Genomic DNA, 25612 nt, shown 5'->3' on the forward strand with positions numbered 1-25612 from the left:
CAGGCCGATCAACCGGCTTTGGCTCGAAAGCTTCTTCCACGTCTCTCTGGACCTAAGGCAAAGATGAATAGCAGCATCACAAGGACCACAACTTCAAAGATCGTAAGGGCTAAAGGATATCCCAGGTGATCGCGCAAGAGAACTACTTTCAATTGGCTATTGTGAAAGATCCGCAGTAGCAGAAGCAGGACTACACCAAGGCAATCGCCGAGTTGGAGAAGACCGCGATCATGTCGCACCGTAATCCACCCGTCATCGCAGCTCTCGGACATGTCTATGCCATTGCAGGCAGACCCAACGAAGCCTACAAGATCCTCGACGAGCTGCAGTCGGAGTCACAAACGGGCTACGTCTCTTCTTTTTATGTCGCCCTTGTCTACGCGGGCTTGAAAGATGAGAGTCGCACCATGGAGTTGCTCGAGAAAGCCTATGCGGACCGCTCCAACAGCATGGTATTCGCTAATGTAGATCCACGTCTCGATAGCCTGCGAAGCAACCAGAGCTTTCGCCACCTTCTCGACCGGATGAACTTCGTCGATTAGACCCCCTCAAGAACTCTAAACATCGTTACGGACGCTCAACGTCTTCACGGAGCTATCCATCTTTATTGATCCGTCATCTCGACCGGAGCCGTGCGGTCTTATCGCACGGCGTAGTGGAGAGACCCCGCATTTCGTTTCTGCGGTCGCTTTCCTGCAGGCTCTCCCGAACTTCTCACCCTTACATCTTCGGAGTTGGGAGTGCAACGGAGTTACGCGGCGTCGTCTGGAGCACCAGACGAGTATCGCGTGCGAAGGTGACGTCTCGTCCACGCTTGATCCACCGTTCATAGATCGAAATCGCCGCTCCATAGTAGCCGATTCCTGCAGCGACGTTTCGCTCCTGCAAAGCTGTTCCGACGATAAAACCAATAACCCCGAGGCTGTTGGAAGCAACTGCATTCTTCCCAAATTCCCCACCTTGGTCTTCATCGAGCGGCCGCGCAGCAAGCACCAGCAGGGTGAAGGGGACCAGAAGTTTATCCTGCGGCTTGGGTTTGACCTGGCCCTCTGAATCGAGCGCAAGCTTATCTGGAGCAGCCGAGTCGGCTCCCGTAAGAGACGCCTGAACATTCTGCGTCGTGCCGCTCGGAAGAATCAGTTGCCGAAAGGCAAAGTGCAGCGTTCCGCCACGACCGAAGTTGCGCGCCGGCTTGGCTTCTGTAACCGCACCCACGATTGTGGCGCCTTGGGGCACCGCAATTGTGTGGTCCGGGTTATAAATAGGTTCCGCCACCGTCGCCTTTATCGCCTGGCCAGACTTCGAGGTAGCGGAGCTCAGCGAGTCGCCGAGGTAAGCCTGGATGATCCATGTCTTGCTATCAGCCTGCGACGACGCAGGTGAGATCGCGACTGGCTGCGGCGTTGCAGCAGCCTCTACAGCTTGTGGCGAAAGAGAGAGCGGCTCGGAGGTTTCAACCGTCCACGCCGTCTTCTTTTCAATGCGCTGAGGGTGATAGGGAAGCTGCGTATAGAGAAACTGCTTGAGGCGGTCGCCCTTATCCGGGCCGGTAACGATGGCAAGCTTATCTTTTAAGATTTGGACCCCATTGTCCCATTGCTGGTGGATGAAGCCTCCTTTACGAGGCGGCGGTGCGACCAGACGATAGATCGGAGCGCCGTCGGTAGCGACACCGGTCACGAGGGGGACCGTCGTACCATCAGCCAAAGTCACACTCGTGAAGCGAACAACCGGAGTACGAAAAGGAGTGAAATCCCCACGAAGACGGGCGGTAACGCGACGCGAGTGGTTGGCGCGGAGACCCACGACCGTGCCGGAAACAATGGTCTTGGCTGGAAGGACCTCTGTATCGTCAACATAGATCGGGTAGATCAGCTCCGATCTTATCGGTTGGCCGACCCGCATTGGCAGATGATCTTCGGTCTGGACCGGAAAGGGTGTACCTGCAGGAAGGGTAACGCTTTGAGCTGTGCAGACGCTGGCAAAAAACGCCAAGGAGCACAACGGGAGTTTTCGCAAAACCATACTCCATGATGAACCCAGAAACTTAACTGAACATTAAGATACGAGAAACCCACTTCGAATCAGAGACTTAGACACCAGGACCCACGTATCAGGTCGGACAACAGAAAAAGCAACCAATCATGTGAAATAAAGCTCTCAAGCGAGTGGCCTCTGCGAGTGACGACAAACGCGCTCTACTTTAGAAGAAGAGCCACCGCTTGCGAAAGGGAGATGTCCAGAGGCAGCGGCTGGAAGTCGCGATGGATTGAGTGCTGTCGGTGGCCTATCGTTTTAAAGAAGGCGATTCGCCCGTCGATCTTCACGTCGAGCACGGTAGTCTTCCAGACACCGGGCCCGACAAGATCGCGCGTGGTCGTGAAGTTCGTTCCCCGATGAATGATGCCAAGCAAACCGTATCCAAACGAAACGTCATCAAACAGATAGCCGCTGAGCTGGTGGAGTCGTCGAGATCGACTGTCAACGACCAGCGTTCCACTCATGCCGTGGAGGGCTCGTTCTTCGAAGGTCTGAGGAATGTAGTTCGGATTGGGTTTGTAATTGATGCGAAGCCAGGACCCCTCGTGGCCGCCATCCTCGAACACGAAGGCTCGAGGCAAAAGGTCGACCATCCCCCGAGCGTGTCTCTCATCGTTCTGTTGCTCTTGCGTACTGTTACGAAGAGAAGTCGGGTCCGCTACGATCGACTTGATCCGCGCGATCTCCTCGGCGCGACGGCTGGCGGAGAGCGGTTGGCCATCCTCTGCAATGAGATACCTGAGTCTTCCCTCCCAGATATCCGCTACACGCTCAGTCCACACATGCCCTTTTGTACGATCGGACGTCTCGATCGAAGTATAGAGAAACGGAGGTCTTTGCGTAGACGCCTCTCGCTCTGCGCTGACAACTGACCTCACAACATTCGCAAGGTTTTCGCCACTCTGCGCGTGCGAGCTTGTGCCGTTGAATCCGCTTAGCCCAACAACTAGAACGGGAAAGAGAAGAGCCCGGCTGATTCTGTAGATACGGCCTCGGGCATCTGCCATGAATAGAGCTTACAAAGTGGGGATTAAGTGGACCTTAAGGATAGTTCGTTTCTGTCGCTGTTGAATTGGCTCATAAACCCAGAAACACCCTTCAAATTTATGAGTAAGAGCCCTCAGCGTGCCACGGTGACGTTCCAGGATCTCGCTCGCTGATTCACACAAACCGATCTCATCTCCCGTTCAGCATTTCTTAAGCTTCACTCGCTAACATAAGCGAATGTTTCCGCGTCACGTGTTCGTTTTTCTGCTGCTCGCTGTGTCCTGTTCTTCTTTCGCGCAGACTGTGCTGTCTGTCCGCGGCTCCATCCTCGACCCCACGGGCGCATCCATCCCCGGCGCTACCGTGCGACTCGAAACCACTGTAGGCGCACTCGCCGCCCAATCCGAATCCGACGCCCGAGGAAACTTCACCCTCAACAACCTCACCCCCGGCAACTATTCCCTGATTGTCCCCACCTACTCTGGCTTCGCTGCCTACACCGCTCCGCTCCGTCTCACCACCAGCATCGCAAACGTGAAGATCACCCTCTTCACCCAGTCCGTCCATCAGGAGGTCAACGTCGATGACACCGACCAGACCCTCTCCACCGACTCCTCCGCCAACAGAGACACCGTCTCAGTCTCCGGCGACGACCTCCGCAAAATCCCCGTCTTCGACCAGGACATCGTCGCCACCCTCACTCCATTCCTCGACAGCTCCGCAGGCTCATCCGGTGGCACCACCATCATCGTCGACGGCGTCGAGATGAAGTCGGTCGGCGTCTCTGCCTCCGCCATCCAGGAGGTCCGCATCAACAACGACCCCTACTCCGCAGAGTTCACCCGCCCCGGTCGCGCCCGCATCGAGATCACCACCAAGCCCGGCTCCCCCATCTTCCACTTCCACGGCGAGGCCAACTTCATCTTTCGCGACGCCATCTTCAACGCAAAAATTACTTCTCCCCGTCCACCCACCGGAGACCCGCTGCATCTACGAAGGCCACATCGGCGGCCCTGTCGGTCGCGACGGACACACCAGCTTCATCGCCTCCGCATCCTACCGCCAGCAGGACACCGCCTCCGTCGTCAACGCCATCGGCCCCAACGGCCCCATCAGCGAAAACGTCCTCACCCCCAACCGCAACTCGCAGTACTCCATGCGCGTCACTCACGACTTCTCTCCCAACCATCGCTTATCCATCGGCTACAACTACGAGGGCTCCACCAGCACGAACGCCGGAGTCGGCGGCATCACCCTCCCCGAGGCAGGCTACAACCTCAACTCCCGCGAAGACGACGCCATATTCAACGATCGCCTCATCCTCACTCCCAATCTCATCAACCAGCTCCTCGTCACCTTCGAGAAGGATGAGGACGTCACCAAATCCGTCACCGACGCCCCCTCCATGCAAGTCAGCGGCTCCTTCATCGGCGGCGGCGCTCAAGCCGACATCGCACGCACGGAGAACACCATCCACGTCAACGAAATCCTCACCTGGAGCCACGGAAAGCACTACGTCCGCGTCGGCGTTCAACTTCCGCAGTTCAGTCGCCGCGCCGTCGACGACCACACCAATCGTCTCGGCACCGTCAAATTTGCCTCTCTCCCCAACTACGCCACAAATACGCCCTACGTCTTCACCGCGCAGCAAGGCATCGGACGCGCCCTCTACTGGATCAATGAGTTGGGCTCCTTCGTCCAGGACCAGATCAAGCTCACCCCCATCTCCAGGCCTCTCTCGGCCTGCGCTACGACTGGCAGACCTTCCTGCCCGACAACAACAACTTCTCCCCGCGCATCTCGCTCGCCTACGCCCCCGGCAAAGGCAAGACCATCTTCCGCACCGGCACCGGCTTCTTCTACGACCGCACCGGCGGCGACTTTCCCGCCACCGTCAAGCTCCACAACGGCGTCGTCCTCCACTCCATCCAGATCCAGAATCCCACCTTCCCCATCCCGCCCGGCTTCGACTACAACAACATCCCCACCAATCTCGTCCGTTTTGACTCCCACGTCCGCACGCCCTACGCGATCCAGTACAGCGTCGGCGTCGAACGCCAGATCCACAAGACCATCACCGTCACCGCAGCCTATCGCGGTCAGGTCGGAGTAAAGTCCTTCCGCTCCCGCGACGCCAACGCCCCCTCCTGCCACCCGACCCGATTCTCTCCGCCGACTACCCACGTCCCAATCTCAACTACGGCCAGATTCAACAGATCGAATCCGGTGGTCGCAATCTACTCAACGCCCTCGACCTCTCCTTCCGCGGCCAGGCAGGACGCTGGTTCTCCGGTCAGGCCCAGTACACCTTCTCCCGCTTCGAAAACAACACCGGAGGCATCAACGCCTTCCCTCAGGATCAATACAACCCCAACGACGAATGGGGTCGCGCCGATCAGGACCGCCGTCAGCGCTTCAATCTCATCGGCAACATCAACCCCGATCACTGGCTTTCGCTCGGCGTCATCGCCACCCTCTACACCGGCACGCCCTACACCGAGACCACCGGCAACGATGACTTTCACACCGGCCTCGGCAACGCCCGTCCCAACGGCGTCGGACGCAACACGCTCAACGCCGGCGGGGTCGCCTCGCTCGACCTCATCTACGACCACGACTTCCGTCTCACCAGGGAGACAGGCGACAAAGCCAAGTTCCTCTCCGCCGGAGTCTCCGCCTTCAACGTCCTCAATCACACCAACTACACCAGCTACATCGGCTCTCTCAGCTCGTCTCTCTTTGAGCACCCCACCGCCGCCCTCGCAGCTCGTCAACTACAGTTCTCCCTCGGCTACCGCTTCTAGTCGAGCAGTTCACTCCTCCCGCAGCAGAGTCATAGGATCCACCGACAGCGCACGCTGCGCCGGAATCCACGTAGCCACCAATCCCAGCATAGCCATCGCCAGCACAACCCCAGCCAACACCAGCGGATCGCGCGGAGTCGCCTGGTACACAATGAAGGCCAACACCCGGCTCGCCAGAACTCCGAAGATCAGTCCCGCCACCGACCCGAATGCCAGCAACTTGACTGCGCGTCCCAGCGCCGCCCGCAGTACCTCCGTCCGCGGCGCGCCGAGGGCAACGCGAATTCCAAACTCCCGCAGCCGCTTGCTCACCGAATAAGCCGCCATCCCAAAGATCCCCGTGATCGAGAGCAGCGCACCCATCATCCCCAGCACACCCAGCGACAACGTGGCCACCCGCGACGGAAACATCACCACGGACAACATGCTGTTCCACGTATTCGTGTCGACCGGCAAACCCGCATCCAGCTCGCGCACCTTACTCCTGATAGCCCCGGCAAGCTCCTGAGGATCGCGCCGCGAACGCACCGCAATATACCCCGCACTCGATGGTGTTCGCAGGGAAGGAAGAAACATCGCCGGCTCCTGCTCTTCGGTAACGCTCAGGTACTTCCCGTCTTCGACAACACCCACGATCTGCACCCGCGTCCCATCCTGCAGCTTGTAATACCTCCCAACCGCGCTCGTTACCGATCCAAACATCTTGCCCGCAAACTCTCTGTTCACTACCGCAACCGGCGGCGCGCTCATGTCGTCGTTCCATCGGAAGCTTCTGCCCGCCAACAAACTCGTTCCCGCTGCATCGAAATATCCAGGAGAGATGTCATACCGGTACGGCATCGCCGCGACATTCGATTGACTCAGCTCCGTAACTACATCCTTGAAGACATTAGCCCTGGTACCAGCGCCATAGATCAACGGAGCGTAGTTGGTAACCATCCCAGCGCGTTCGACGCCAGGGATCGTCTCGATCGCATCGATCATTCGTCGCTGCATAGCGGTCGCTCTGTCGACGCTGTAGCCAGCCATCGCCAGATTCGCACCGACCAGCATCGTGTTCCGATCAAAGCCTAAATTGCTGTGCAACGTACGCACCAGTCCCCGCAGCGCCACCATCGAAGAGGTAACGAGCAGCGCGCAGATCGCAATCTGAACGACAAGCAGCACGTCGCGCGCCGTCACCTTCCGTCCGAGACGAACGTTCGATCCCGCCTTGACGATCTCATACGGATTCGTCCGAAGCACCTGCCGCACGGGAACGATGGCGAACAGCAGTCCGCTCACTACAGCCAAAGCCACAGCCACTACGTAAACTGTTGCGTCCGGCGTCACAGGCAGATGGATCGGCGCGTCCGAAAACGGCTGCCACGTGCTCAGCCGTCGCAACAGAACGACGCTGCCCAGCAGCCCCGCAGCGCCTCCAGCCAATGAGATCAGCATTGCTTCGGTGAATAGCTGCTGCAAGATGCGTCTACGACTCGAACCAAGTGCGAGCCGCAGTGCAACCCCGCGGGTGTGGTCCGCAGCATGAGCCGCAAACAAGCTGCCCAGGTTGGCGCACGCTGCCAGCAAAATCAATCCGGCCAGCAGCATCAACCCCGCAATGAACCCCTCCACCGGACGGCGAAAGGATGTCAGTCCCGTGCGTGACAACGTAGAACTCTTATGAACCGACTCCTTGGGATAAGTCTTCTGCAAATACGCACCCACGGCGTTCATATCCGCGACAGCCTGAGCAGGAGTCACACCCGGCTTCAGGTGACCTAGAACCTCGAAGATGCCTGTGTTGTTTGCACGCGCATTCAGGTCGAAGCCTGCAGCCAGCTGCGCCTGGTTGACGATCGGCACAAAGAAGTCCGGAGAGATAAACAGCAGCGTGCCCTGAAATCCCTGCGGCGCTACACCGATGATGGTGAAAGGATGCTGGTTCAACCGAACGACACGGCCAATCACACCCCGATCATCCTGAAAACGGCTATGCCAATATGCATAGCTCAGCACAACATACGGCGCGCTATCCGGGCCATGCTCGTCGGAGCTGTGAAAGACGCGACCAAGATAAGGTTCAATCCTCAACACGTCGAAGTAGTTTCCACTCGTGGCAAAGCCAGCAGATACGGAGAGGTCCTTGCCCGTCTGCACCGCCACAAAGGAGAAATTAAACGCTGCCAGCGCCTCAAAGCTGTGATTGCGATCTCGCAGATCGACATAGTTCGGATACGACTGCCATCCTGCGCCGTCCCCATACTCGCTTCCATACAGGCTCTCGGCCTGCGGCACATTCAGCGGCCGCAGAATAAGTCCATTCAATATCCCGAAGACCACGGCGTTCGCGCCGATGGCGAACGCCAACGTCAGCACCGCTGTAAGCGCGAATCCTGGAGAGCGGCGCAACTGCCGAGCCGAGTAGCGAACATCGGACCAGATGCTCTCCAGGCCGAGCGCCACATCAGCCGAGGCAACGCGCTCTCTTGTCGCGGTGGGGTTGCCGAACCGCACCAGAGCGTCGCGTCGCGCCTCGACGGCGGTCATACCGGCAGCCAGGTTGTGGTCTATCCGCAGGTCAAGGTGCGACTGAAGCTCGGCGTCGATCTCACGGTCTACGCGCGAGCGGGAGAAAAGATTCGTAATGCGCCGAACAAGCGACATGGAATCACCTCATGCGTACTGCAACATCGCGCGGATGCCCTTCACCAGTTGCTCAAAGCTCTCTTCCGCATCCTGCAACTCTTTCCGCCCCACAGCCGTCAGCTTGTAGTACTTCGCTCTGCGGTTTGTCTCTGTCAGTGCCCACTCGGAGCTGATCCATTTACTCTGCTCCATGCGGTGAAGAGCAGGATAGAGCGAACCCTCCTCCACGCGAAGCAACTCCTCAGAGGCTCGCTGGATATGCAGAACAATCCCATACCCATGCAGCTCCCCTCTCTGAGAGAGTGTCTTCAGAACCAGCAAGTCAAGACTTCCCTGAAAATCGTTTCTCGCCATCACTACCCCTCTACTTCTCGGTATCGAGCAAGTTATACCTAGAAGTCGATGGATGTCAATAGAACTCGACCTCCCCTTGAAGATGTCGAGTCCATCCAGATCTCCATCTCCCTGCTCGTCGCGGCCCTGGCCCGCAACCGCATTGATTCCAAACGAGCAGCGATCTCGTCTACGGTCTCCAACTCGCCTCCACCCACGCCCGCTCCGACACCGTCGAACCCGCCGCCACCTCCATCGTCCGGGCCCTTGTGCGCACCAAATCGGGTCTCGACCTCGCAGTCGACCGCTAGCGCTGTCGCAATAACGCAAAGCCCGGGATTGGGAGACCTGGTTCGTGAGGCCAACTATCCTGGGAACAAGCGTTAGGCCCGGAACGTAAAGCATTTAGTCTGATGCCATGGAAGTAGCCCTCAATCTCGATCCCGTCTCGCCGATAGCCCTCTATCGCCAGATCTACGACGGCCTGCGCGACGGGATCGTCGGAGGTAGGTTCGAAGCAGGGACCAAACTACCTGCCTCGCGGGCTCTCGCCTCGTCCCTTGGCGTCTCGCGAATTACCGTCACCGAATGTTACGAGCGATTGGTCTCGGAGGGATATCTTGAAACCCGGCGCGGCTCGGGAACCTTTGTCTGTTCCTCTCTGCCGGAAACGGACATGTACGCGTCCGGGGTGACAGTCGAAATCGATCCGCAGGTCCAGAGTTATGCACCAGTGCGACTCTCCCGCTACGGCTCGATCATCGACGCGCCAATCCGGCCGCCCAATCCACCCGAGATGCTTCGCCTGGACTCTCACGGACCGGATGTAACCGCCTTTCCTCGAAGGCTTTGGACCAGGCTGTGGGTTCGACGCATGCAGGAGGACCCTCCAAAACTCCTGCAATATACCCAGGAGTTCAATGGCAGTACCGAATTGCGAATAGCCGTCGCCCACTATCTGCGCATGTCTCGCGCCGTCGTCTGCGATCCGAATCAGATCATCATCACCAGCGGATCTCAACAGGCACTTTACCTCGCCGCAAGAATCTTTCTGGATCAATCCGATTGCGTCGCGATGGAGGCCCCGGGTTATCGATTTGCAGGACGAATCTTCGACTCCCAGGGAGCCACCGTGTTGCCTATTCCGGTCGACCGGAACGGCATGCAAGTCTCGCAACTCAAAAAGCACGGCGACAAAGCTGTCAAACTCGTTTATGTGACGCCTTCGCACCAGTATCCCCGGGGGTCTCGCTCTCGATGTCACGCCGTATGGACTTAGTGGCATGGGCAAAACAAGCAGGCGCACTCATCCTGGAGGACGACTACGATAGCGAGTATCGATACAACGAAAGGCCTCTCCCTTCTATACAGGGAATGGTGCCCGACGCTCCGGTCCTCTATATCGGGACCTTTTCCAAACTCTTATTTCCGACCTTAAGACTGGGCTATCTCGTCGTTCCCCGTCCTTTTCAGGACGTATTCACGGGCGGCAAACTGCTCTGTGATTTGCAGAGCTCTTCAATTGATCAACGCATCCTCACAGACTTTCTCACCGAGGGACATCTTGAACCCTATGTTAGAAAGATGCGGGTCATCTACCGCAACCGGCGCGCCCTCCTGGTCGAATCGTTGCAAAAACACTTCGGACGCAGAGTCACGGTCTATGGAGACCACGCAGGGATGCACTTCCTGGCCGATTTCCAGATTGACCTCTCTGAACAAGAGGCCTTCGAGCGCGCGCTTGCCGCCGGGGTTCGGTTAGAGCGCGTCTATTGGCCGGCATGTTCTGCGGTAGAGCGTATGGGTCACGTGCAATTCGTCTTTGCATTTGCGTCTCTGAGCGAGACCCAAGTTCTTCTCGTAGCGGAACGCGTTGCGCGCGCGTTTCTCTCGTAACAGAACCTGCGCCACTCAGAGGCCTGCCGCGCTTCGCCATCGCATTTGGCTATAGAAATATTTCGCCACGTGGCACTGGTAATCTCTCTCTCGTCTCCATAACGTCGTTGACAGACCCTCGCAGGCTCCTGACGGTTCCGGACTCTGCAGGGCGCAGTCCACTTACTTGGAGGAAATACCTATTACCAGTGACGATGCTCTGTCTCACGTAACAGGAGAAAACTTTGCCGGTCGGTCCGGCTACCGCCCTTCTCCTGCCTTTCCGTAGTCTTTTCGCGACCGAGACCCTCGGGGTGGACGAGGGATCGGTCGCCGATCTCTTGCTCCTTATTCTGGCAAGAGGAGGCGATCGGTCATCCTCCGGGGCTGCATACCTCTCCCATCTAATGATTCGCTACACGTCGTCCTTGCGAGTATTACCAGGAAGTCAAATATTGATGTACTGTGGTCGTTATTGATCATAGCGCGACCCCGGTAGAGGCCAAGCTCTGGCCGAAAAACGATAGAGATGATTTGACCTAACCATTGTTCCATCAGTGAAAAGGATCCGGATGACCCGTCACACACGTCGAAACTTCCTCCAGTCTGCCACCGCCGCGGTTGTCTATAGCTCCTCTCTTCTCAAATGTGATCGATTATTGGCCTCACCCTTTGGCCTGCCGATTGGCCTCCAGCTCTATTCCGTCCGCGAGATGCTCGCCAAAGACTATGAGGGAACGCTCAAACAGCTCGCCTCGCTTGGTTATCAGGAGGTCGAGGCGGCTGGCTACTTTGACCACTCGCCCGAACAAGTCAAGAATGCGATGTCGGCGGCAGGTCTCAGATGCGTGAGCGCCCACTATCCCTACTCAAGTCTCAGCAAAGACTTCGACAAGATTGTTGCCTTCAACAAAGAGATTGGCGTGCAGTACATTATCTGCGCCTTCCCTGGTATCAAAGATCCATCACGGCTGAAAGACATGTCCTATCCCTCGTTGATCCGCTCCTTCACCCTGGAGGACTATCGGTGGAACGCGGATCAGTTCAACAAATTTGGCGAAAAGCTGAAGGCCGCCGGCATGAAATTCGGTTATCACAACCACACGATGGAGTTCGGAAAACAAGATGGAGTTGTCCCACTCGACGAGATGATTCGCCTGACCGATCCTGAACTCGTGACCTTCGAGTTGGACTGCGGGTGGGTCATCGTTGGTGGTGCCAATCCGGTGGACTATCTCCAGCGCTATCCTTCTCGAATCTCCATGCTTCACGTCAAAGACTTCAAGCACACCGATAAGCCAGCATCTGTCATGGAGCCGCCTCCTGCCGCTGAATTAGGGAAGGGAACTCTGGATTATCGTCCAGTTTTTGAAGCGGCGAAGAAAGCAAGCATCAGGCACTACTTTATCGAGCAGGAGGCGTATGACATCCCGCCACTCGAAGCACTTAAGATCGACGCCGAGTATATGAAAAGGCTGACAGTTTAAGTAGCGTCGTTATGCCGGACAACAAACTCCCTCCTGTAATCTCCGAAGCCTGATCCCCGGGCGGTTGCAGGCGGCCCGTCACCGAAATTGATGCGTAAATGGTTTTCAAGTAACCCTGTTATTTAAAAAATTAGCGGACAATCTCACAAGGCAAAAGTCGACCACTCGATAAATCGGCCGTTAATAACTATACTGAACGTACAGTTCAGAATATTGCGGACTCTGACCGAGACTGTAATGGCGAGTATTCGATTCACTTGGACGCTCGTTTGACCTGCTTAATTTTTGTTGAGAACTGGCGTATGCAAAAACAGCAAATCCTGGAACACGCGGAGGAGCCAAGAAGGCGCGGGCGGCACCGCAGTCTCCAGGCAAAGGCGGCCATTCTGAAGGCGACCCTTCATCTGTTGGAGCGCGACTCACTGCGCAAAGTGACGGCCGATGCGATCGCAAGGCGGGCCGGCGTCAGCAAAGCCACGATCTACAAGTGGTGGCCTAACAAGAGCATGGTGGCCCTGGACGCGTATCTGGCCGGAATGACGGACAGGGTTGCAACGCCCGATACGGGGTCGGCCGAAGAAGATTTTACCGAGCAGCTGAAATCATTGACCGCTTTCTATACCTCTACGCTCGGGAGGCTCTTCTGTCAGTTCATCGCGGAAGGTCAGAGTGATCCGGGCTTTCTAGCCTCATTTCGAGAACGTTTCCTCTACGTCCGGAGAGATGCTGCGCGTGTCATGTGGCGGCGTGGCGTGGACCGTGGGGAGATTCGCAGCGCTGTTGACGGGGAGATTGTTCTCGATCTGATCTATGGGCCCACTATTTTTCGATTGCTCGCCGGCCACGGCTCACTGAATGCCTCAGAGTCCGAAGCAATGGTAGAAGCTGTATTCGGAGGTTTGCGGCGACTTGATTATCAGCGTCCTGCGAAGAAGACGGCATCCATTCTAAAACGCCGCAACGGGCAACTTTGAGTCTTGTTCTGCCGTCGCGCATCAGATTTCTAAACGCTTGGTTTTTTTGATTCAAACGAAGCTGTTTCACACTGACATCTCTTATGGAGCCTTCGGTGCAGTTGGCAAAATAAGAAAGTATCGTTCCAAGGAGCTTTGATGTGGATCGTTCGTCTCGCGCTTAGGAGACCTTACACCTTTGTTGTCTTGTCGCTGCTCTTGTTTGTTATCGGCCCCATAGTCATGCTGCGGACGCCGGTCGATATCTTTCCGAACATTGATATCCCGGTCGTATCCGTTGTATGGAACTACGCGGGATTATCGCCTGAGCAGCTAAGCGATCGAATTGTGCTGCCCTTCGAGCGAAACCTGACCACCGTGGTCAACGATATCGAACACACCGAATCCCAGACGTTGAACGGTGTCTCCGTAGTAAAAATCTTCTTCCAACCATCGGTAAACATCTCGCAGGCTGTTGCACAGGTTACGGCTGTCTCCCAGACAGCTCTTCGCCAGTACCCACAGGGTACGACGCCTCCGTTGGTCATTCAGTACAGTGCGTCAAGCGTTCCCGTCTTGCAGCTTGGGTTGTCAGGACGTGGCCTTAGCGAACAGCAGTTATATGATTTCGGCGCCAACTTCATCCGCACGCAACTGGCTACCGTTCAGGGCGCTTCAACGCCATTTCCCTATGGAGGCAAGCAACGTCAGATACAGGTGGATGTCGATACCCAAAAGCTGCAAGCCTATGGGCTTTCCGCTTCGGATATCGTCAACACCGTATCTACGCAAAATATCATTCTGCCGGCCGGCGATATGAAGATGGGGCACGTCGACTATCAGGTGGAAACAAACAGCGCACCAAGTTCGATTGCGGCGCTGAATGATCTACCCATAAAGACGGTGAACGGTGCGACTGTTTACATCCGCGACATCGGAAATGTCCGTGATGGATTTCCTCCGCAGACGAATATCGTGCGTGTAGATGGGCAGCGCGCTTCATTGATGACAATACAAAAGACGGGAAACGCCTCGACGTTGCAAATTATCTCGAACGTGCGAGCCCAACTTCCGCTGATCGCCGCACAATTGCCTCCAGCGCTGAAAATACAGCCAATCGCTGACCAATCGGTCTTCGTTCGAGGAGCGATTAGCGGGGTGGTTCGCGAAGCGATTATCGCCGCCTGTCTTACAGCCGCGATGATCTTGCTGTTTCTCGGCAGTTGGCGTTCCACCATTATTATCGCGGTCTCCATCCCGTTGTCGGTCATCTGTTCTCTGTTGATGTTGGCCGCGCTCGGCGAAACAATCAATATCATGACGCTTGGCGGTTTAGCGCTGGCGGTCGGCATCCTTGTCGATGACGCAACAGTCGAGATCGAAAATATCAATCGAAATCTTGAAGAGGGCAAGGAAGTCGAACAGGCGATTCTCGACGGTGCCGCTCAGATTGCAGTTCCAGCTTTTGTCTCGACAATTTCTATCTGCATCGTCTTCGTCCCAATGTTTTTACTCGGAGGCGTTGCGCGATACCTGTTCGTCCCTTTGGCTGAGGCGGTTGTCTTCGCGATGCTCGCGTCGTATTTCTTGTCGCGAACCATTGTCCCGACGATGGCGAAGTATCTTTTGAAGCCTCATCAAGAGGGACAAACAAAGCATGTCAGCCGCAATCCGTTGGTTCGCTTCCAACTCAGCTTTGAGAAATACTTCGAAAAACTTCGCAATTGGTACCACGGTCTGCTGAGCTTTTGTTTGGAGTATCGGCTCGCATTTCTCTTTTCGATTGCCGGTTTCTGGATCGCATCCCTGGTTCTGCTCTATCCATGGCTGGGACAGGACTTTTTCCCCTCAGTGGACGGAGGACAGTTCAAGCTGCACGTTCGTGCACACACTGGCACCCGCATCGAAGACACGGCCAGACTATGCGACCAGATCGAAGATGTAATCCGCAAGGAGATCCCTGCCAAAGAGTTGACCTCCGTTATCGACAATATCGGTATCCCATACTCCGGCCTGAATCTCTCTTACTCAAACTCCGCTCCCGTCGGTACCGCAGACGCAGATATTCTGGTCTCGCTCGACGAGAAGCATCACCCGACAGCCGGGTACACTCACGAACTGCGCGACAAGCTTACCCAACAGTTTCCCGGTACTGAGTTTTACTACCTGCCGACCGACATGGTCAGCCAGATTCTGAACTTTGGTTTACCGGCGCAGCTTGACATCCAGGTTGTTGGACAGCAGGTCGCACAAAATCGCGTCGTGGCCGAACAAATGATGCAGCAGATCAGTCACATCGCCGGGACAACCGACCTGCGAATTCAACAGCCGTTCAACCTCCCAACATGGACGATCGACGTGGACCGCACTCGAGCACAGCAGGTCGGTTACAGCCAGCGAGACGTGGCCGTAAGCGTGCTCACCAGTCTTAGCGGCAGCTTCCAGACCAATCCGACGTTCTATCTCAATCCTCAAAATCACGTCAGCTACAACATTGCCGTGCAGACGCCGCAATATAACGTGCAAAACTTGCAGCAGCTTGAAAACTTTCCGATTGCGACAAATGGATCGACCCAGCAACCTCAAATTCTTGCGAATCTGGCGTCAATCCGAAGAGGAGCCGAACAGGGCACGGTAAGCCATTACAACGCGCGGCCCGTAATCGATATCTATGGTGCGGTCGAAGGGACAGATCTCGCAAGTGTTTCGACCAGAGTCGAAAAGATGGTCAAAGACAGCAAAGGCAATTTGCCTCGTGGGACCGAGGTCTATATTCGTGGGCAGATTCAGACGATGCACACCTCTTTCACGGGGTTGATTTATGGACTCCTCTTCTCGATCGTGCTTGTCTACGCGCTCATCGTGGTGAACTTCCAGAGTTGGCTTGATCCATTCATCATTATTGCCGCGCTACCCGGGGCTTTGGCAGGAATTGTGTGGCTGCTGTTTCTAACCGGCACCCACATCAGCGTCCCTGCGTTGACAGGCGCAATCATGTGCGTGGGTGTGGCGACGGCAAACTCGATTCTCGTAGTCAGTTTCGCGAAAGAGCAAATGGACTTGGGAATGAACGCACTCGACGCCGCCCTCTCAGCCGGGTTCACGCGGTTCCGTCCTGTCATTATGACGGCACTTGCAATGATTATTGGCATGGTTCCTATGGCCCTTGGGCTGGGTGACGGTGGCGAACAGAACGCGCCACTCGGTCGTGCCGTCATTGGAGGACTCCTACTGGCCACCTTTGGAACGCTTACCTTCGTTCCGGTCTTCTTTTCGTTTATGCATCGAAACGATCCTCCTCCCGTGGCACAAGACACGGAAGAATCACTATGAGTAATGCAGGATCGTTCAACATATAAAACTCTGCGCCGGCAGCGCATTTGGAGAGATGGCAATGAACCACGACGAGCAGAAGACATCAGAAGTGAATCAAGACCGAGGCATAGCTCAAGAGCAACCGGCCAGGGGCGACGCTCAGGAGACAAGACATGAGCCACCGAAGGTTTCGCGTGGTTCATTGCTGTCCATCGTCGCGATCGTACTGGTGATAGCGGTCGTTGTGGCAGTCTTTGGCATCATAGCGCGCAAACACGCAAGCGCTGAATTGACGAAGTACACCGAGAATGCCTCCGCCCCTCCGGTAACCCTGGAGCAACCGGTCATGCAGCAGAATGCCCGCGAGATCGTGCTCCCAGGAAATATTCAAGCCTTTACCCTGGCGCCCATCTACGCGCGAACAACCGGCTATGTAAAGGCCTGGTATCACGACATTGGAGCACCTGTACGCAAGGGCGAGCTGCTTGCCGTGATCGAAACGCCTGAGCTGGATCAAGAACTCGCTTCCGCGAAGGCCGATCTTGCTACCGCTAAGAGCAACGCCGGTATCGCAAAGGTAACGGCGGATCGTTACAACGACTTGATCGGCCGCAACGCCGTCTCACAGCAGGACACCGACAACGCCGTACAGGCATTCGAGGCGAGGAACACACAGGTAACTTCGGCAGAAGCAAACGTGCAGCGATTGGAAGAGTTGGTTTCCTTCGAACGTATCGTCGCACCCTTCGATGGTGTAATCACGGCCCGCAACATCGATGTTGGACAGCTCATTTCAACTACCGGCAGCACCACCACGGCGGGAGCTGGTACAGTTTCGGGAAATAAAGAGATCTTCGACATCTCCGCCGTCCGCACCCTCCGCGTGTTTATCAATGTCCCGCAGATTTACTCGCCAGACGCGAAAAATGGAACGATCGCGAAGTTGACTCTACCGCAATACCCTGGTCGCACCTTTCAAGGAAAGCTGGTGCGTTCGTCCGACGCCGTTGATCCCGCAACGCGGACCCTGCTCGCAGAGGTGGATGTAGACAATCGCTCGGGTGAGCTGCTTCCGGGCAGCTACACGGAGGTGCATTTAAGTGTGTCGAGCGACGCACCCGCTCTGATAGTGCCAGTCAGTGCGATGATTCTGGAAGCGGACGGATTGCGTGTCGCGACTGTGGATGCAAATCATCACGTTCACATGGCGCGTGTAACGCCAGGTCGTGACTATGGGACGACTGTCGAAATTTTGGCCGGCCTCAAGCCCGGCGAATCCATCATCGGTAACCCCCCGATTCGCTAGTCGACGGAGAGGAAGTTCGAGTCGTCAATAGCGGAAACAATCAGAGTCAGGCGGCGGAGGGGAAACGATGAAAGTCCGCAGCTTATCGCTTGCAGGAGCGCTCCTCAGCGCCTTGGCGCTGGGCGGATGCAAAGTTGGGCCGAACTATAAGGCTCCGACTATGCCGGCTCCTCCCGCCTACACTGACGACGGCCACAACGGCGACTGGTCCTCAGCCAAGCCAGCCGACGGAGTCGATCGCGGGCTGTGGTGGTCGATCTATCAGGACAACGAGCTGGACAATCTCGAGCAACGATGTGCCTCTGCAAACCAAAACATCGCCGCCGCTCTTCACGCCTACGAGCAGGCCCACGATCTCGTTCGGGAGAATCGAGCGTCTCTCTACCCAACCATATCCCTTGGTGGATCTGCATCGCGCAACCGAGCCTCGAGTAATGCGCCGCTAAGACCGACAAACGCAGCGACATCTTACTGGGACTTTCTCATTCCGTTGAACATCTCCTGGGAGCCCGATCTGTGGGGCGGCATCCGCAGACAGATTGAGTCGAGCGCAGCCAACGCTCAGGCTACATCTGCGGATCTCGCCAACACCCGGCTCAGTCTGCAAGGACTCCTCGCCGTCACCTTCTTTCAACTCCGGGGAGTTGATCTGCAGGCGCAGCTTCTTCGTTCCACACTCGATGCATATACCGAGACCCTCCAACTTACAGAAGACCGGCTCAAGGGGGCCTTAGTTCCGACAGTGATGTTCAACAGGCAAGGGCGCAACTGGAAGAGACCCGCGCACAACTAATCGATCTCGGTGTGCAGCGCGAACAGTTTGTACATGCGATTGCGGTGCTTGTCGGAGAACCCGCGACAGGCTTTCATATCGCTGAGCGGCCCATCGCCGGTGATCCCCCCAGCATCCCCACGGGTGTTCCTTCGGAGCTGCTCGAGCGGCGGCCAGACATCGCTGCCGCAGAACGTCGTGTTGCCTCTGCGAATGCTTTGATTGGTGTCGCTAAGTCTGCCTACTATCCCACGATCTTCCTGGGAGCAGGAGCCGGCGTGCAAAGCTCCGCCATCAGCAAAATCTTCAACTCCTCCAGCGCGCAATGGAGCGCAGGACCTTCGGCCAACGAAGTTCTGTTCGATGCAGGTCGCAGGAGGGCCCAGATGGACTTTGCCGTGGCCCAGCGAGAACAAGCCACCGCGCTCTATCGCGAGCAAGTACTGTCTGCATTTCGTGATGTAGAGGACCAGCTTTCTGCCTTGAGAGTGCTGGAGCAGGAGGCCTCCGTGCAGGCTAAGGCAGTGGATGCGGCGCAGAAGAGCACCGAGCTCTCGACGCTTCGCTATAAGCGCGGCCTCGCTCCCTATCTGGAAGTGCTGACAAATCAGACAATCGAATTGACAGACGAAAGAGCTGCCGCCGCTTTGATTGCCCGGCGAATCGTGGCAAGCACCCAGCTGCAGATGGCACTCGGCGGAGGTTGGGACTCCGTTCAGCTTCCTGCCAACTAGGGCGCGTCATCAATTTCACGCCTTCAACCGCTTCCAGGTTCTTCCGACCCGGAGAGCCGATCTGCCTCCATGTCGAAAGAAGGTCTCGCATAACCCGGAGTTCGACCAGAGGGATCTGTTCACAGGTGTGTTGAATCGCCCCCGATTCTCAACGCTATTACCGCTCGGGCAAAACGCTCCAAATAGCGTTATCTTCCTGACCCAGAACCCACGCACAAATCCCCTGCAGGTGTTGTTCCTTGGCTAGGTTATAGCGATCAGCAAACCCACGTTTCTCGGTATAGAAGATCCACTCGCGCATCTGATCTCGATAAAAGAAAAAATAAGCACTGTGATCCTCGGGGTCCCACTGCTCATGACCGTCGTAAGTATCACGCAGGGTCTGAGAGTCAATCGCGCTGATGTAATCTGCCGTGATGTTTGGCTTCTGTTCCTTTTCGTTCAGACCTGGATCGCCGGCGTACCAGTGATATCCATAAAGCGCGATACCGAGCGATAGCTTCTCCTCGGCACGACCTTCAGCGCATAGTCCAGATTCTCCTTCATCCACACCCATCCCCCGACCGGCCCAGGCGTAGTCCATCGAGTGTGCTGATCGTAGGTCATCAGGCAGATCAGGTCTACCGACTCACTAAGCGCCTTCAGATCGAAGACGCCACGCCAGTCTGCGAAGATCCACTTGCTGAAGGCGCTGTGACCCGGGTGCCCTGGCGCATTAGGAACGACCGCAATCTGCAACTGTAGGTGTTCTCGGTGCATGGCATCGGCGATGCGCTTGACCGTGGCCGAGAGGACATCACGGTCAGTCCAGGAGATATTCTCGAAGTCGAGCTGAAAGCCATCATAACCATTCTGTTTGCACTCAGAGATCAATGAAGCGATCAGTGCCGTCTGCGCCTTATCGCTGGTAAGCAACGAATGAACGCCGGTCTTATCAAAGATAGCGATGATAGGAAACAGTGAGATGTGTCGCTGTTTCACGACGCGCATCACGCTCGGATCCGGCTCACCGTACACCAGTCCATTCGAATCCACGCCATACCAGGTCGGCACGATGATATCGATCTTGGTCTGATGCTCCATGAAGTCGCGCACAGAGTCGGGATGATCGGTCATATAGAACAGCGTCTTCGTCTGTGCGAAGACTGTTGGCGCAGCAAGGAGAAGACAGAGCAGCAATTTCGTCATCAAGGCCTCGTCGTTCGGGCTGGAACAGGATTGATAAATCGAGCGGTTTATGCGCTCTCAAGAGTCAAGGAAGGAGGCACATCTGCTGGTTGGGATCCGAACTCAAGATTCGGTTTGTCCCCCATCTCGAAGACGATGCGCGCCCCATTCACAATATCCCGATGATTGAACCAGGATTTTGTATACGGCTTTCCATTGAAGGTGACTGACTGAATATACTGATCGGTCGGCGAGTGACGATGCGCAATAATCTCAAGCTGCTTGCCGTTGCCAAGTTGCACACCGACCTGATCGAACAGAGGCGTTCCAAAGATGTAGTTGCCGCTCACGGGATCAACAGAATAAAAGCCCAGGGAACTCAGAATGTACCAGGACGACATCTGGCCCACGTCTTCGTTACCCTGCAACCCATCCGGAAGTGCGGCATACATCTTCTCCATTAGCATGCGCACGCGCGCCTGTGTCTTGTGCGGCTGGCCCGCGTAGGAATAAAGATAGGCGATGTGATGCGACGGCTCGTTGCCGTGAGCGTACTGACCCACCAGTCCGGCAATATCCGGCGGAGCATCGGCAGGAAGCGTCGAAGGCTGATCGAACAACTCATCGAGCTTCTCAAGAAACTGTTTCTGCCCGCCAAGGATCTCAATCAACCCTGCCGCGTCGTGCTGAATCCCAAACGTAGTCTGCCATGAATTCGATTCGGTAAAGTCGCGCCACTTCTTCGACGTACCCATCTCCAGCGGATCGAAAGGGCCCGCCCATTCACCATTCGCCAGCTTGGGCCGTGCGAAGTTCATCGAGCGGTCATAGTAGTTGCGATAGTTGCGCGATCGCTCCACCAGCATCATTGCATCGTCCGAGTGACCCAGCTTCTTCGCGACGTGTGCGATCGACCAATCGTCATAGCAATATTCAAACGTCTTGCTGACCGACTCTTCTTCGAGGTCGCAAGGGATGTACCCCTTCGAACGGTAGTATCCGAGACCGCGATAATCATCCACCATGGCGCGTTTCATCATCACCTTGTAGGCGCGCTCGTAGTCCACACCTGCGATGCCTTTGTTACACGCCTCCGCGATCACGGCAGCAGAGTGATAGCCGGTCATTGTCCCGGTCTCGCAGCCCTGCAGCGGCCACACGGGCATACCAGACGGGCTCTCCTCCGCCATTCGGATCAGAGCGTTTGCAAAGTCAGGCACACGATCGGCCGACATCAGCGTGTAGAGAGGGTGAGCCGCACGATACGTATCCCACAGTGAAAACGCAGTGTAGTTCCTCTGGCCATCCTGCAGCTGATGAATCTGCTTATCCATTCCGCGATAGCGCCCGTCAACGTCATCAAACAGCGAAGGTCCAACGCAAGCGTGGTACAGCGCAGCGTAAAAGATTCGCTGATGGGTCTCATTCTCAGTCTTGATCTTGATGCGCGAGAGCTGCTGATTCCACTTCTGCCGCGCGCTGCGGCGGACCTTTTCAAAGTCCCATCCCGGCAGCTCACCCTTCAGATTATTCGCAGCAGACTCCGCGCTGACGCCCGAGATCCCGGTCTTCACCAGAATCACCGGATCCTTCGCCGTATCGAAGAACAAAACGCACTTCAAGGACTTTCCAATCAGCGGCTGCGTCCCTACCGGAACCTCGGCCCCCTCTTGATAGAAGACAACCCGAGTCGGCTGCTGAGAGAACTTCATCGTGAAGTAGATCTGCCGTCCGTCGCCCCAGGCCTTGGTGGTGCGCCCACCCGCGAGCGTGTCCGGCGCGGTACGTTCGAGCGAAGCCGTGACCACGGCCGACTGCCCGTTGTAGGCGTAGCTATGCTCAAGATCGACGATGATATGACCAGACTTCGGAGCATCCTTGCCCGTAGGGAAGCTGTATCGGTGCAGCCCGGTACGCTCCGTCGCGGTCAACTCCGCGCGAACTCCATAGTCCTTCAGAAGAACAGAATAATAACCCGGTTCGGCATGTTCGTCTGCATGGTCGAAGCGCGAGCGATAGCCCGCATCCGGATTACTGCGCGGACCAGGAACAATCTTCGACTCGCCAGTACCAGGCATCACCAGAAAATCGAGCAGATCGCCGCATCCCGTGCCGCTCAGGTGAGTATGGCTGAAGCCCATAATCGACGTATCGGAGATGTGATAGCCCGAGCACCAATCCCATTGATCATTGAAGGTATCAGGACTGAGCTGGACCGCACCGAACGGTACCGTAGCTCCAGGGAACGTATGCCCATGGCCGCCGGTTCCAATCCTGATATCAACCAGCGATGCGGCATCGAAGGTAGTATCAGTCTTCGAGGACCCATGGACAACTTTGCCGAACGCACTGGTCTCAGTCGCGCCCACTGCACAGACGGCCGAGACGCGGCCGAGGAATGTTCTTCTGGAAATCACTGATGCTCCCTAAATATTGAGTCTGAACACTGAATCGCAAAGTGGAAGGTCACTCAGACAGGTCTCTGCCTTCGTAACACCTACTCTATTGACGTAGACTAAACTGAACAGTGAGATAATTCGATCAAAATATTGACTAATCTGCGATCAAAAAGTCATCTCTGTGAAATATTGTTAGGAAGCATACAGGTTTGGGATAAGGGGGATGTTCAAAACCCCATATCTGGAGCTCTTGATCAAAAGATGACACAAGGTAAAATCAGCCGCCGAGAGACGCTCCGAATGGCGGCAGGAGCCGCAACAGTTGCCGTGCTGCAACCTTCGACCATGTTCGCAGGCGCTACGCCTTCCTCATTTACCTCCAAACGCCCCGCGATCCAGGACAGGAGATTTCGCAGCTCAGCCGTTGAGGCCTACCTCACGGACGTGAGCAGCAGGATCGGCGATCTCGAACTGGCGTGGTTGTTTGCAAACTGTTATCCGAACACACTCGATACGACCGTAGAATTCGGCACCTTCGAAGGCAAACCGGATACAGCAGTCATCACAGGGGATATCCCCGCGATGTGGCTGCGCGACTCCTCAGCCCAGGTGTGGCCCTATCTCCCTCTGGCTGCGAAAGACCCGCAGCTGCGCCGGATGCTCGAGGGCATCATCCGCAGACAGGCCAGATGCATCCTCATCGACCCCTACGCCAATGCTTTCATGGCGAATCTCGACGCCCCGCCGCTTGAGTGGAGCAGGACGGATGCGACCGAGATGAAGCGCGGCGTTGGCGAGCGAAAGTGGGAGCTCGACTCCCTTTGTTATCCGATCCGTCTCTCCTACGGGTACTGGCGCGCCACCGGCGACACCTCTCCCTTCGATGAAACCTGGCGCGCTGCGATGAAGCTAGCGGTGGAGACGATGCGCGTTCAGCAGCGCAGGCAAGGCCCTGGACCCTACCACTTTCAACGCACCTCAAAGACGCCCACCGAAACCTTGCCTGGAGACGGATACGGTGCTCCGGTCCGGCCTGTCGGTCTAATCGCATCTGGGTTTCGACCGTCGGATGATGCCTGCACCTTCCCCTCCCTCGTCCCGTCCAATCTCTTCGCCGTCACAGCGCTCGGCTATCTGGCGCAGATGGCCAACGAGATCCTGGATGATTCAGCTCTCGCAAACGAAGCCATCGCATTATCTGGCGAGGTGAATAAGGCGCTTCAACAGCACGCCGTGGCGCAGACTCCTCACGGCACCGTCTGGGCCTACGAGGTGGACGGCTACGGCAGTCAACTCCTGATGGACGACGCCAACGTCCCCAGCCTGCTTGCGCTTCCGTACATCAACAGCTCACCTGATGCCGCCCTCTACGCCCGCACCCGCAGCTTCGTCTGGAGTGATCGCAATCCGTGGTTCTTCCAGGGCACTGCAGGCGAGGGGATCGGCGGGCCCCACGAAGGCAAAGACATGATCTGGCCAATGGCCATCACCATCTACGCCCTCACCAGTCAATCGGACAAAGAGATTGCCCACGCCCTCGCCATGCTGAAGCAGGCCAGCGCCGGATCAGGCTTCATGCACGAAACCTTCAACCGCAACGACGCCACAAAGTTCACGAGAAGCTGGTTCGCTTGGGCCAACTCGTTGTTTGGAGAACTAGTGGCCAACATAGCCACAACAAATCCTGCGTTAGTTCAGGCAGCTCAATAGATCACCTCAGCGTATCTAAAACGTCGACAAAAAATCCAATCGAACCACCGCACTCCACGCCTAGCCGCAGAGCTCCTCAATCGCCCTGCGCAGGATCAACACGCATTCATCAAGTTCTGTAATCGGCACACACTCCCGCGGGCTATGCGCTGTCAGCATAGATCCCGGCCCGATCACCACAGCTTCGGCGCCCATTCGAGCGAGCCATGGCGCCTCAGTTCCAAAGGCGATAGTCTGGATCTTCGAGTCAGAATCTTTCAAAACGGCCTGGATTACAGCACTATCGACGCGAGTCTCAAACCCTCCCTCCATTCTTAGAACCTCGACCTGAATCTCAAGTCCCTCCTGGCGATTCTCCGCGCTGAGGCGGCCAATGATTTCCTGCAGCCCCTCAAGAACAACCTCCGGTCGTTGCGTTGGAATAGGTCTCCACTCCAACAAAAAGAACACTCAGCGGGAACAACATTCTTGGCCGTTCCCCCGCGAATCTCACCAACGTTCAAAGTCGTCCACTGCGGAGAAAAGGCATCGTTCCGGTCCAGCATCAACTCCTGCGCCAGAATCTCGATCTCTCGCAGCAACCGTGCGGCCGAAAAGATGGCCGATCGGCCAGCCTCAGGAAAGGCACTGTGTGCAGCTCGCCCCGTTACCTTGATCGACGCAAGGCAATAGCCTTTGCCGGCACGCGCGGGAGTAAGCGACGTAGGCTCCCCAACAATCGCATACCGCGCACGAATAGCGTCCGACTCAAGAAGGAAGCGAGCCCCCGGCAACCCACCTCTTCATCCGCTGTAAACACCAGGCACAACCGCTCTCTCATCTCACCAAGATTCATCGAGGATACCGCGGCAAGCATACAAGCAAGAAAACCCTTTACATCGCACGCGCCGCAACCATGAAGCATCCCATCCCGCTCACGTAGCTCCGTTGCCTGCGCCCACTCAGCACTGAAGGGAACCGTATCGGTATGGCAGACAATTGCAAGTTCAGCATCAATCCGCCCCTCTCCCAGCGGGTGTGGGGAAACTACAAGATTCACCTTCTCCACGCCCGCCGCATCGTCATAGCAAAACAGACGATGATGCCACCCTAGCGGTTC

23 protein-coding genes and 1 pseudogene are annotated in these 25612 nt (G+C 56.5%); 12 read left to right on the forward strand and 12 right to left on the reverse strand.

The genetic code is table 11. The annotated features are described in order from the left end of the window. Nucleotides 1-230 precede the first annotated feature (230 nt). Nucleotides 231-542, forward strand: coding sequence for a hypothetical protein (locus RBB80_RS13150; RefSeq protein ID WP_433968646.1), 312 nt, complete (start codon nucleotides 231-233; stop codon nucleotides 540-542). A gap of 178 nt (nucleotides 543-720) precedes the next feature. Here the strand turns inward: RBB80_RS13150 and RBB80_RS13155 are convergent, their stop codons facing one another. Both RBB80_RS13155 and RBB80_RS13160 read right to left on the reverse strand, forming a co-directional pair. After that, nucleotides 721-1905, reverse strand: coding sequence for a hypothetical protein (locus RBB80_RS13155; RefSeq protein ID WP_433968647.1), 1185 nt, complete (start codon nucleotides 1903-1905; stop codon nucleotides 721-723). Between the two features lie 293 nt (nucleotides 1906-2198). Then, nucleotides 2199-3047 carry a hypothetical protein gene (locus RBB80_RS13160; protein WP_433968648.1) on the reverse strand — a complete coding sequence of 283 codons (849 nt, stop codon included), beginning with the start codon at nucleotides 3045-3047 and terminating at the stop codon, nucleotides 2199-2201. Nucleotides 3048-3330: 283 nt separating this feature from the next. Here RBB80_RS13160 and RBB80_RS13165 point away from each other — a divergent pair, with 283 nt between their 5' ends. Next, nucleotides 3331-4398, forward strand: a complete 1068-nt coding sequence (locus RBB80_RS13165; protein ID WP_433968649.1) for a carboxypeptidase regulatory-like domain-containing protein — start codon at nucleotides 3331-3333, stop codon at nucleotides 4396-4398. 297 nt (nucleotides 4399-4695) lie between these two features. Here the strand turns inward: RBB80_RS13165 and RBB80_RS13170 are convergent, their stop codons facing one another. The 4 genes from RBB80_RS13170 to RBB80_RS13185 form a co-directional block, all read right to left on the reverse strand. Beyond that, nucleotides 4696-5181: a hypothetical protein gene (locus RBB80_RS13170; protein ID WP_433968650.1), complete on the reverse strand. Its 486-nt coding sequence runs from the start codon at nucleotides 5179-5181 to the stop codon at nucleotides 4696-4698. Nucleotides 5182-5264: 83 nt separating this feature from the next. Further along, nucleotides 5265-5801 (reverse strand): hypothetical protein, encoded by a 537-nt coding sequence (locus tag RBB80_RS13175; protein ID WP_433968651.1) that lies wholly within the window; start codon nucleotides 5799-5801, stop codon nucleotides 5265-5267. Nucleotides 5802-5840: 39 nt separating this feature from the next. Beyond that, a complete protein-coding gene (locus tag RBB80_RS13180) occupies nucleotides 5841-8480 on the reverse strand; it encodes an ADOP family duplicated permease (protein ID WP_433968652.1) in 2640 nt (879 codons plus the stop codon). Between the two features lie 9 nt (nucleotides 8481-8489). After that, nucleotides 8490-8816: a PadR family transcriptional regulator gene (locus RBB80_RS13185; protein WP_433968653.1), complete on the reverse strand. Its 327-nt coding sequence runs from the start codon at nucleotides 8814-8816 to the stop codon at nucleotides 8490-8492. Nucleotides 8817-9213: 397 nt separating this feature from the next. Here RBB80_RS13185 and RBB80_RS13190 point away from each other — a divergent pair, with 397 nt between their 5' ends. From RBB80_RS13190 to RBB80_RS13225, 8 genes are all read left to right on the forward strand, one after another. Next, nucleotides 9214-10074 (forward strand): PLP-dependent aminotransferase family protein, encoded by an 861-nt coding sequence (locus RBB80_RS13190; protein ID WP_433968654.1) that lies wholly within the window; start codon nucleotides 9214-9216, stop codon nucleotides 10072-10074. Continuing rightward, nucleotides 10065-10691: an aminotransferase class I/II-fold pyridoxal phosphate-dependent enzyme gene (locus RBB80_RS13195; protein WP_433968655.1), complete on the forward strand. Its 627-nt coding sequence runs from the start codon at nucleotides 10065-10067 to the stop codon at nucleotides 10689-10691. Before RBB80_RS13190 ends, RBB80_RS13195 begins: the two co-directional genes overlap by 10 nt. 551 nt (nucleotides 10692-11242) lie before the next feature. After that, nucleotides 11243-12157 (forward strand): sugar phosphate isomerase/epimerase family protein, encoded by a 915-nt coding sequence (locus RBB80_RS13200; RefSeq protein ID WP_433968656.1) that lies wholly within the window; start codon nucleotides 11243-11245, stop codon nucleotides 12155-12157. A gap of 302 nt (nucleotides 12158-12459) precedes the next feature. Then, on the forward strand, nucleotides 12460-13131 hold the full coding sequence (locus RBB80_RS13205) for a TetR/AcrR family transcriptional regulator (protein ID WP_433968658.1): 672 nt from the start codon (nucleotides 12460-12462) through the stop codon (nucleotides 13129-13131). A gap of 138 nt (nucleotides 13132-13269) precedes the next feature. Then, nucleotides 13270-16443 (forward strand): efflux RND transporter permease subunit, encoded by a 3174-nt coding sequence (locus RBB80_RS13210; RefSeq protein WP_433968659.1) that lies wholly within the window; start codon nucleotides 13270-13272, stop codon nucleotides 16441-16443. A gap of 55 nt (nucleotides 16444-16498) precedes the next feature. Further along, nucleotides 16499-17731, forward strand: coding sequence for an efflux RND transporter periplasmic adaptor subunit (locus tag RBB80_RS13215; protein WP_433968661.1), 1233 nt, complete (start codon nucleotides 16499-16501; stop codon nucleotides 17729-17731). 67 nt (nucleotides 17732-17798) lie between these two features. Beyond that, nucleotides 17799-18524, forward strand: a complete 726-nt coding sequence (locus RBB80_RS13220) for a TolC family protein (protein ID WP_433968662.1) — start codon at nucleotides 17799-17801, stop codon at nucleotides 18522-18524. Continuing rightward, a complete protein-coding gene (locus tag RBB80_RS13225) occupies nucleotides 18500-19237 on the forward strand; it encodes an efflux transporter outer membrane subunit (RefSeq protein WP_433969656.1) in 738 nt (245 codons plus the stop codon). Before RBB80_RS13220 ends, RBB80_RS13225 begins: the two co-directional genes overlap by 25 nt. 157 nt (nucleotides 19238-19394) lie before the next feature. On the opposite strand, the gene RBB80_RS13230 is transcribed toward RBB80_RS13225, so the two are convergent. From RBB80_RS13230 to RBB80_RS13240, 3 genes are read right to left on the reverse strand one after another with little or no spacing between them, the layout of a single operon-like run. Beyond that, nucleotides 19395-19787, reverse strand: coding sequence for a glycosyl hydrolase family 18 protein (locus RBB80_RS13230; protein ID WP_433968663.1), 393 nt, complete (start codon nucleotides 19785-19787; stop codon nucleotides 19395-19397). Continuing rightward, nucleotides 19679-20425 (reverse strand): glycosyl hydrolase family 18 protein, encoded by a 747-nt coding sequence (locus tag RBB80_RS13235; RefSeq protein WP_433968665.1) that lies wholly within the window; start codon nucleotides 20423-20425, stop codon nucleotides 19679-19681. The genes RBB80_RS13230 and RBB80_RS13235 overlap by 109 nt, the downstream gene beginning before the upstream one ends. 47 nt (nucleotides 20426-20472) lie before the next feature. Further along, nucleotides 20473-22821 carry a GH92 family glycosyl hydrolase gene (locus RBB80_RS13240; RefSeq protein WP_433968666.1) on the reverse strand — a complete coding sequence of 783 codons (2349 nt, stop codon included), beginning with the start codon at nucleotides 22819-22821 and terminating at the stop codon, nucleotides 20473-20475. A gap of 243 nt (nucleotides 22822-23064) precedes the next feature. Between RBB80_RS13240 and RBB80_RS13245 the strand changes: the two genes are divergently transcribed. Beyond that, entirely contained in the window at nucleotides 23065-24513 is a 1449-nt protein-coding gene (locus RBB80_RS13245; RefSeq protein WP_433968667.1) for a glycoside hydrolase family 125 protein, read from the forward strand. Between the two features lie 60 nt (nucleotides 24514-24573). Here the strand turns inward: RBB80_RS13245 and RBB80_RS13250 are convergent, their stop codons facing one another. The 3 genes and pseudogenes from RBB80_RS13250 to RBB80_RS13260 all read right to left on the reverse strand — a co-directional run bounded on the left by RBB80_RS13250 (nucleotide 24574) and on the right by RBB80_RS13260 (nucleotide 25525). Further along, complete coding sequence (locus RBB80_RS13250) at nucleotides 24574-24963, reverse strand: hypothetical protein (protein WP_433970161.1); 390 nt, start codon at nucleotides 24961-24963, stop codon at nucleotides 24574-24576. A gap of 50 nt (nucleotides 24964-25013) precedes the next feature. After that, a pseudogene (locus RBB80_RS13255) lies at nucleotides 25014-25250 on the reverse strand (peptidase dimerization domain-containing protein); the annotation flags it as partial. Next, on the reverse strand, nucleotides 25160-25525 hold the full coding sequence (locus RBB80_RS13260) for a M20/M25/M40 family metallo-hydrolase (RefSeq protein WP_433969657.1): 366 nt from the start codon (nucleotides 25523-25525) through the stop codon (nucleotides 25160-25162). The gene RBB80_RS13260 and the pseudogene RBB80_RS13255, both read right to left, overlap by 91 nt. On the opposite strand from RBB80_RS13260, the gene RBB80_RS13265 reads away from it, so the two are divergent. Then, nucleotides 25481-25606, forward strand: coding sequence for a hypothetical protein (locus RBB80_RS13265; protein ID WP_433970162.1), 126 nt, complete (start codon nucleotides 25481-25483; stop codon nucleotides 25604-25606). The two genes, RBB80_RS13260 and RBB80_RS13265, sit on opposite strands and share 45 nt — an antisense overlap. Nucleotides 25607-25612: the final 6 nt, after the last annotated feature.

Source organism: Tunturiibacter gelidiferens (assembly GCF_051013345.1).
Classification (GTDB): Bacteria; Acidobacteriota; Terriglobia; order Terriglobales; family Acidobacteriaceae; genus Edaphobacter; species Edaphobacter gelidiferens_A.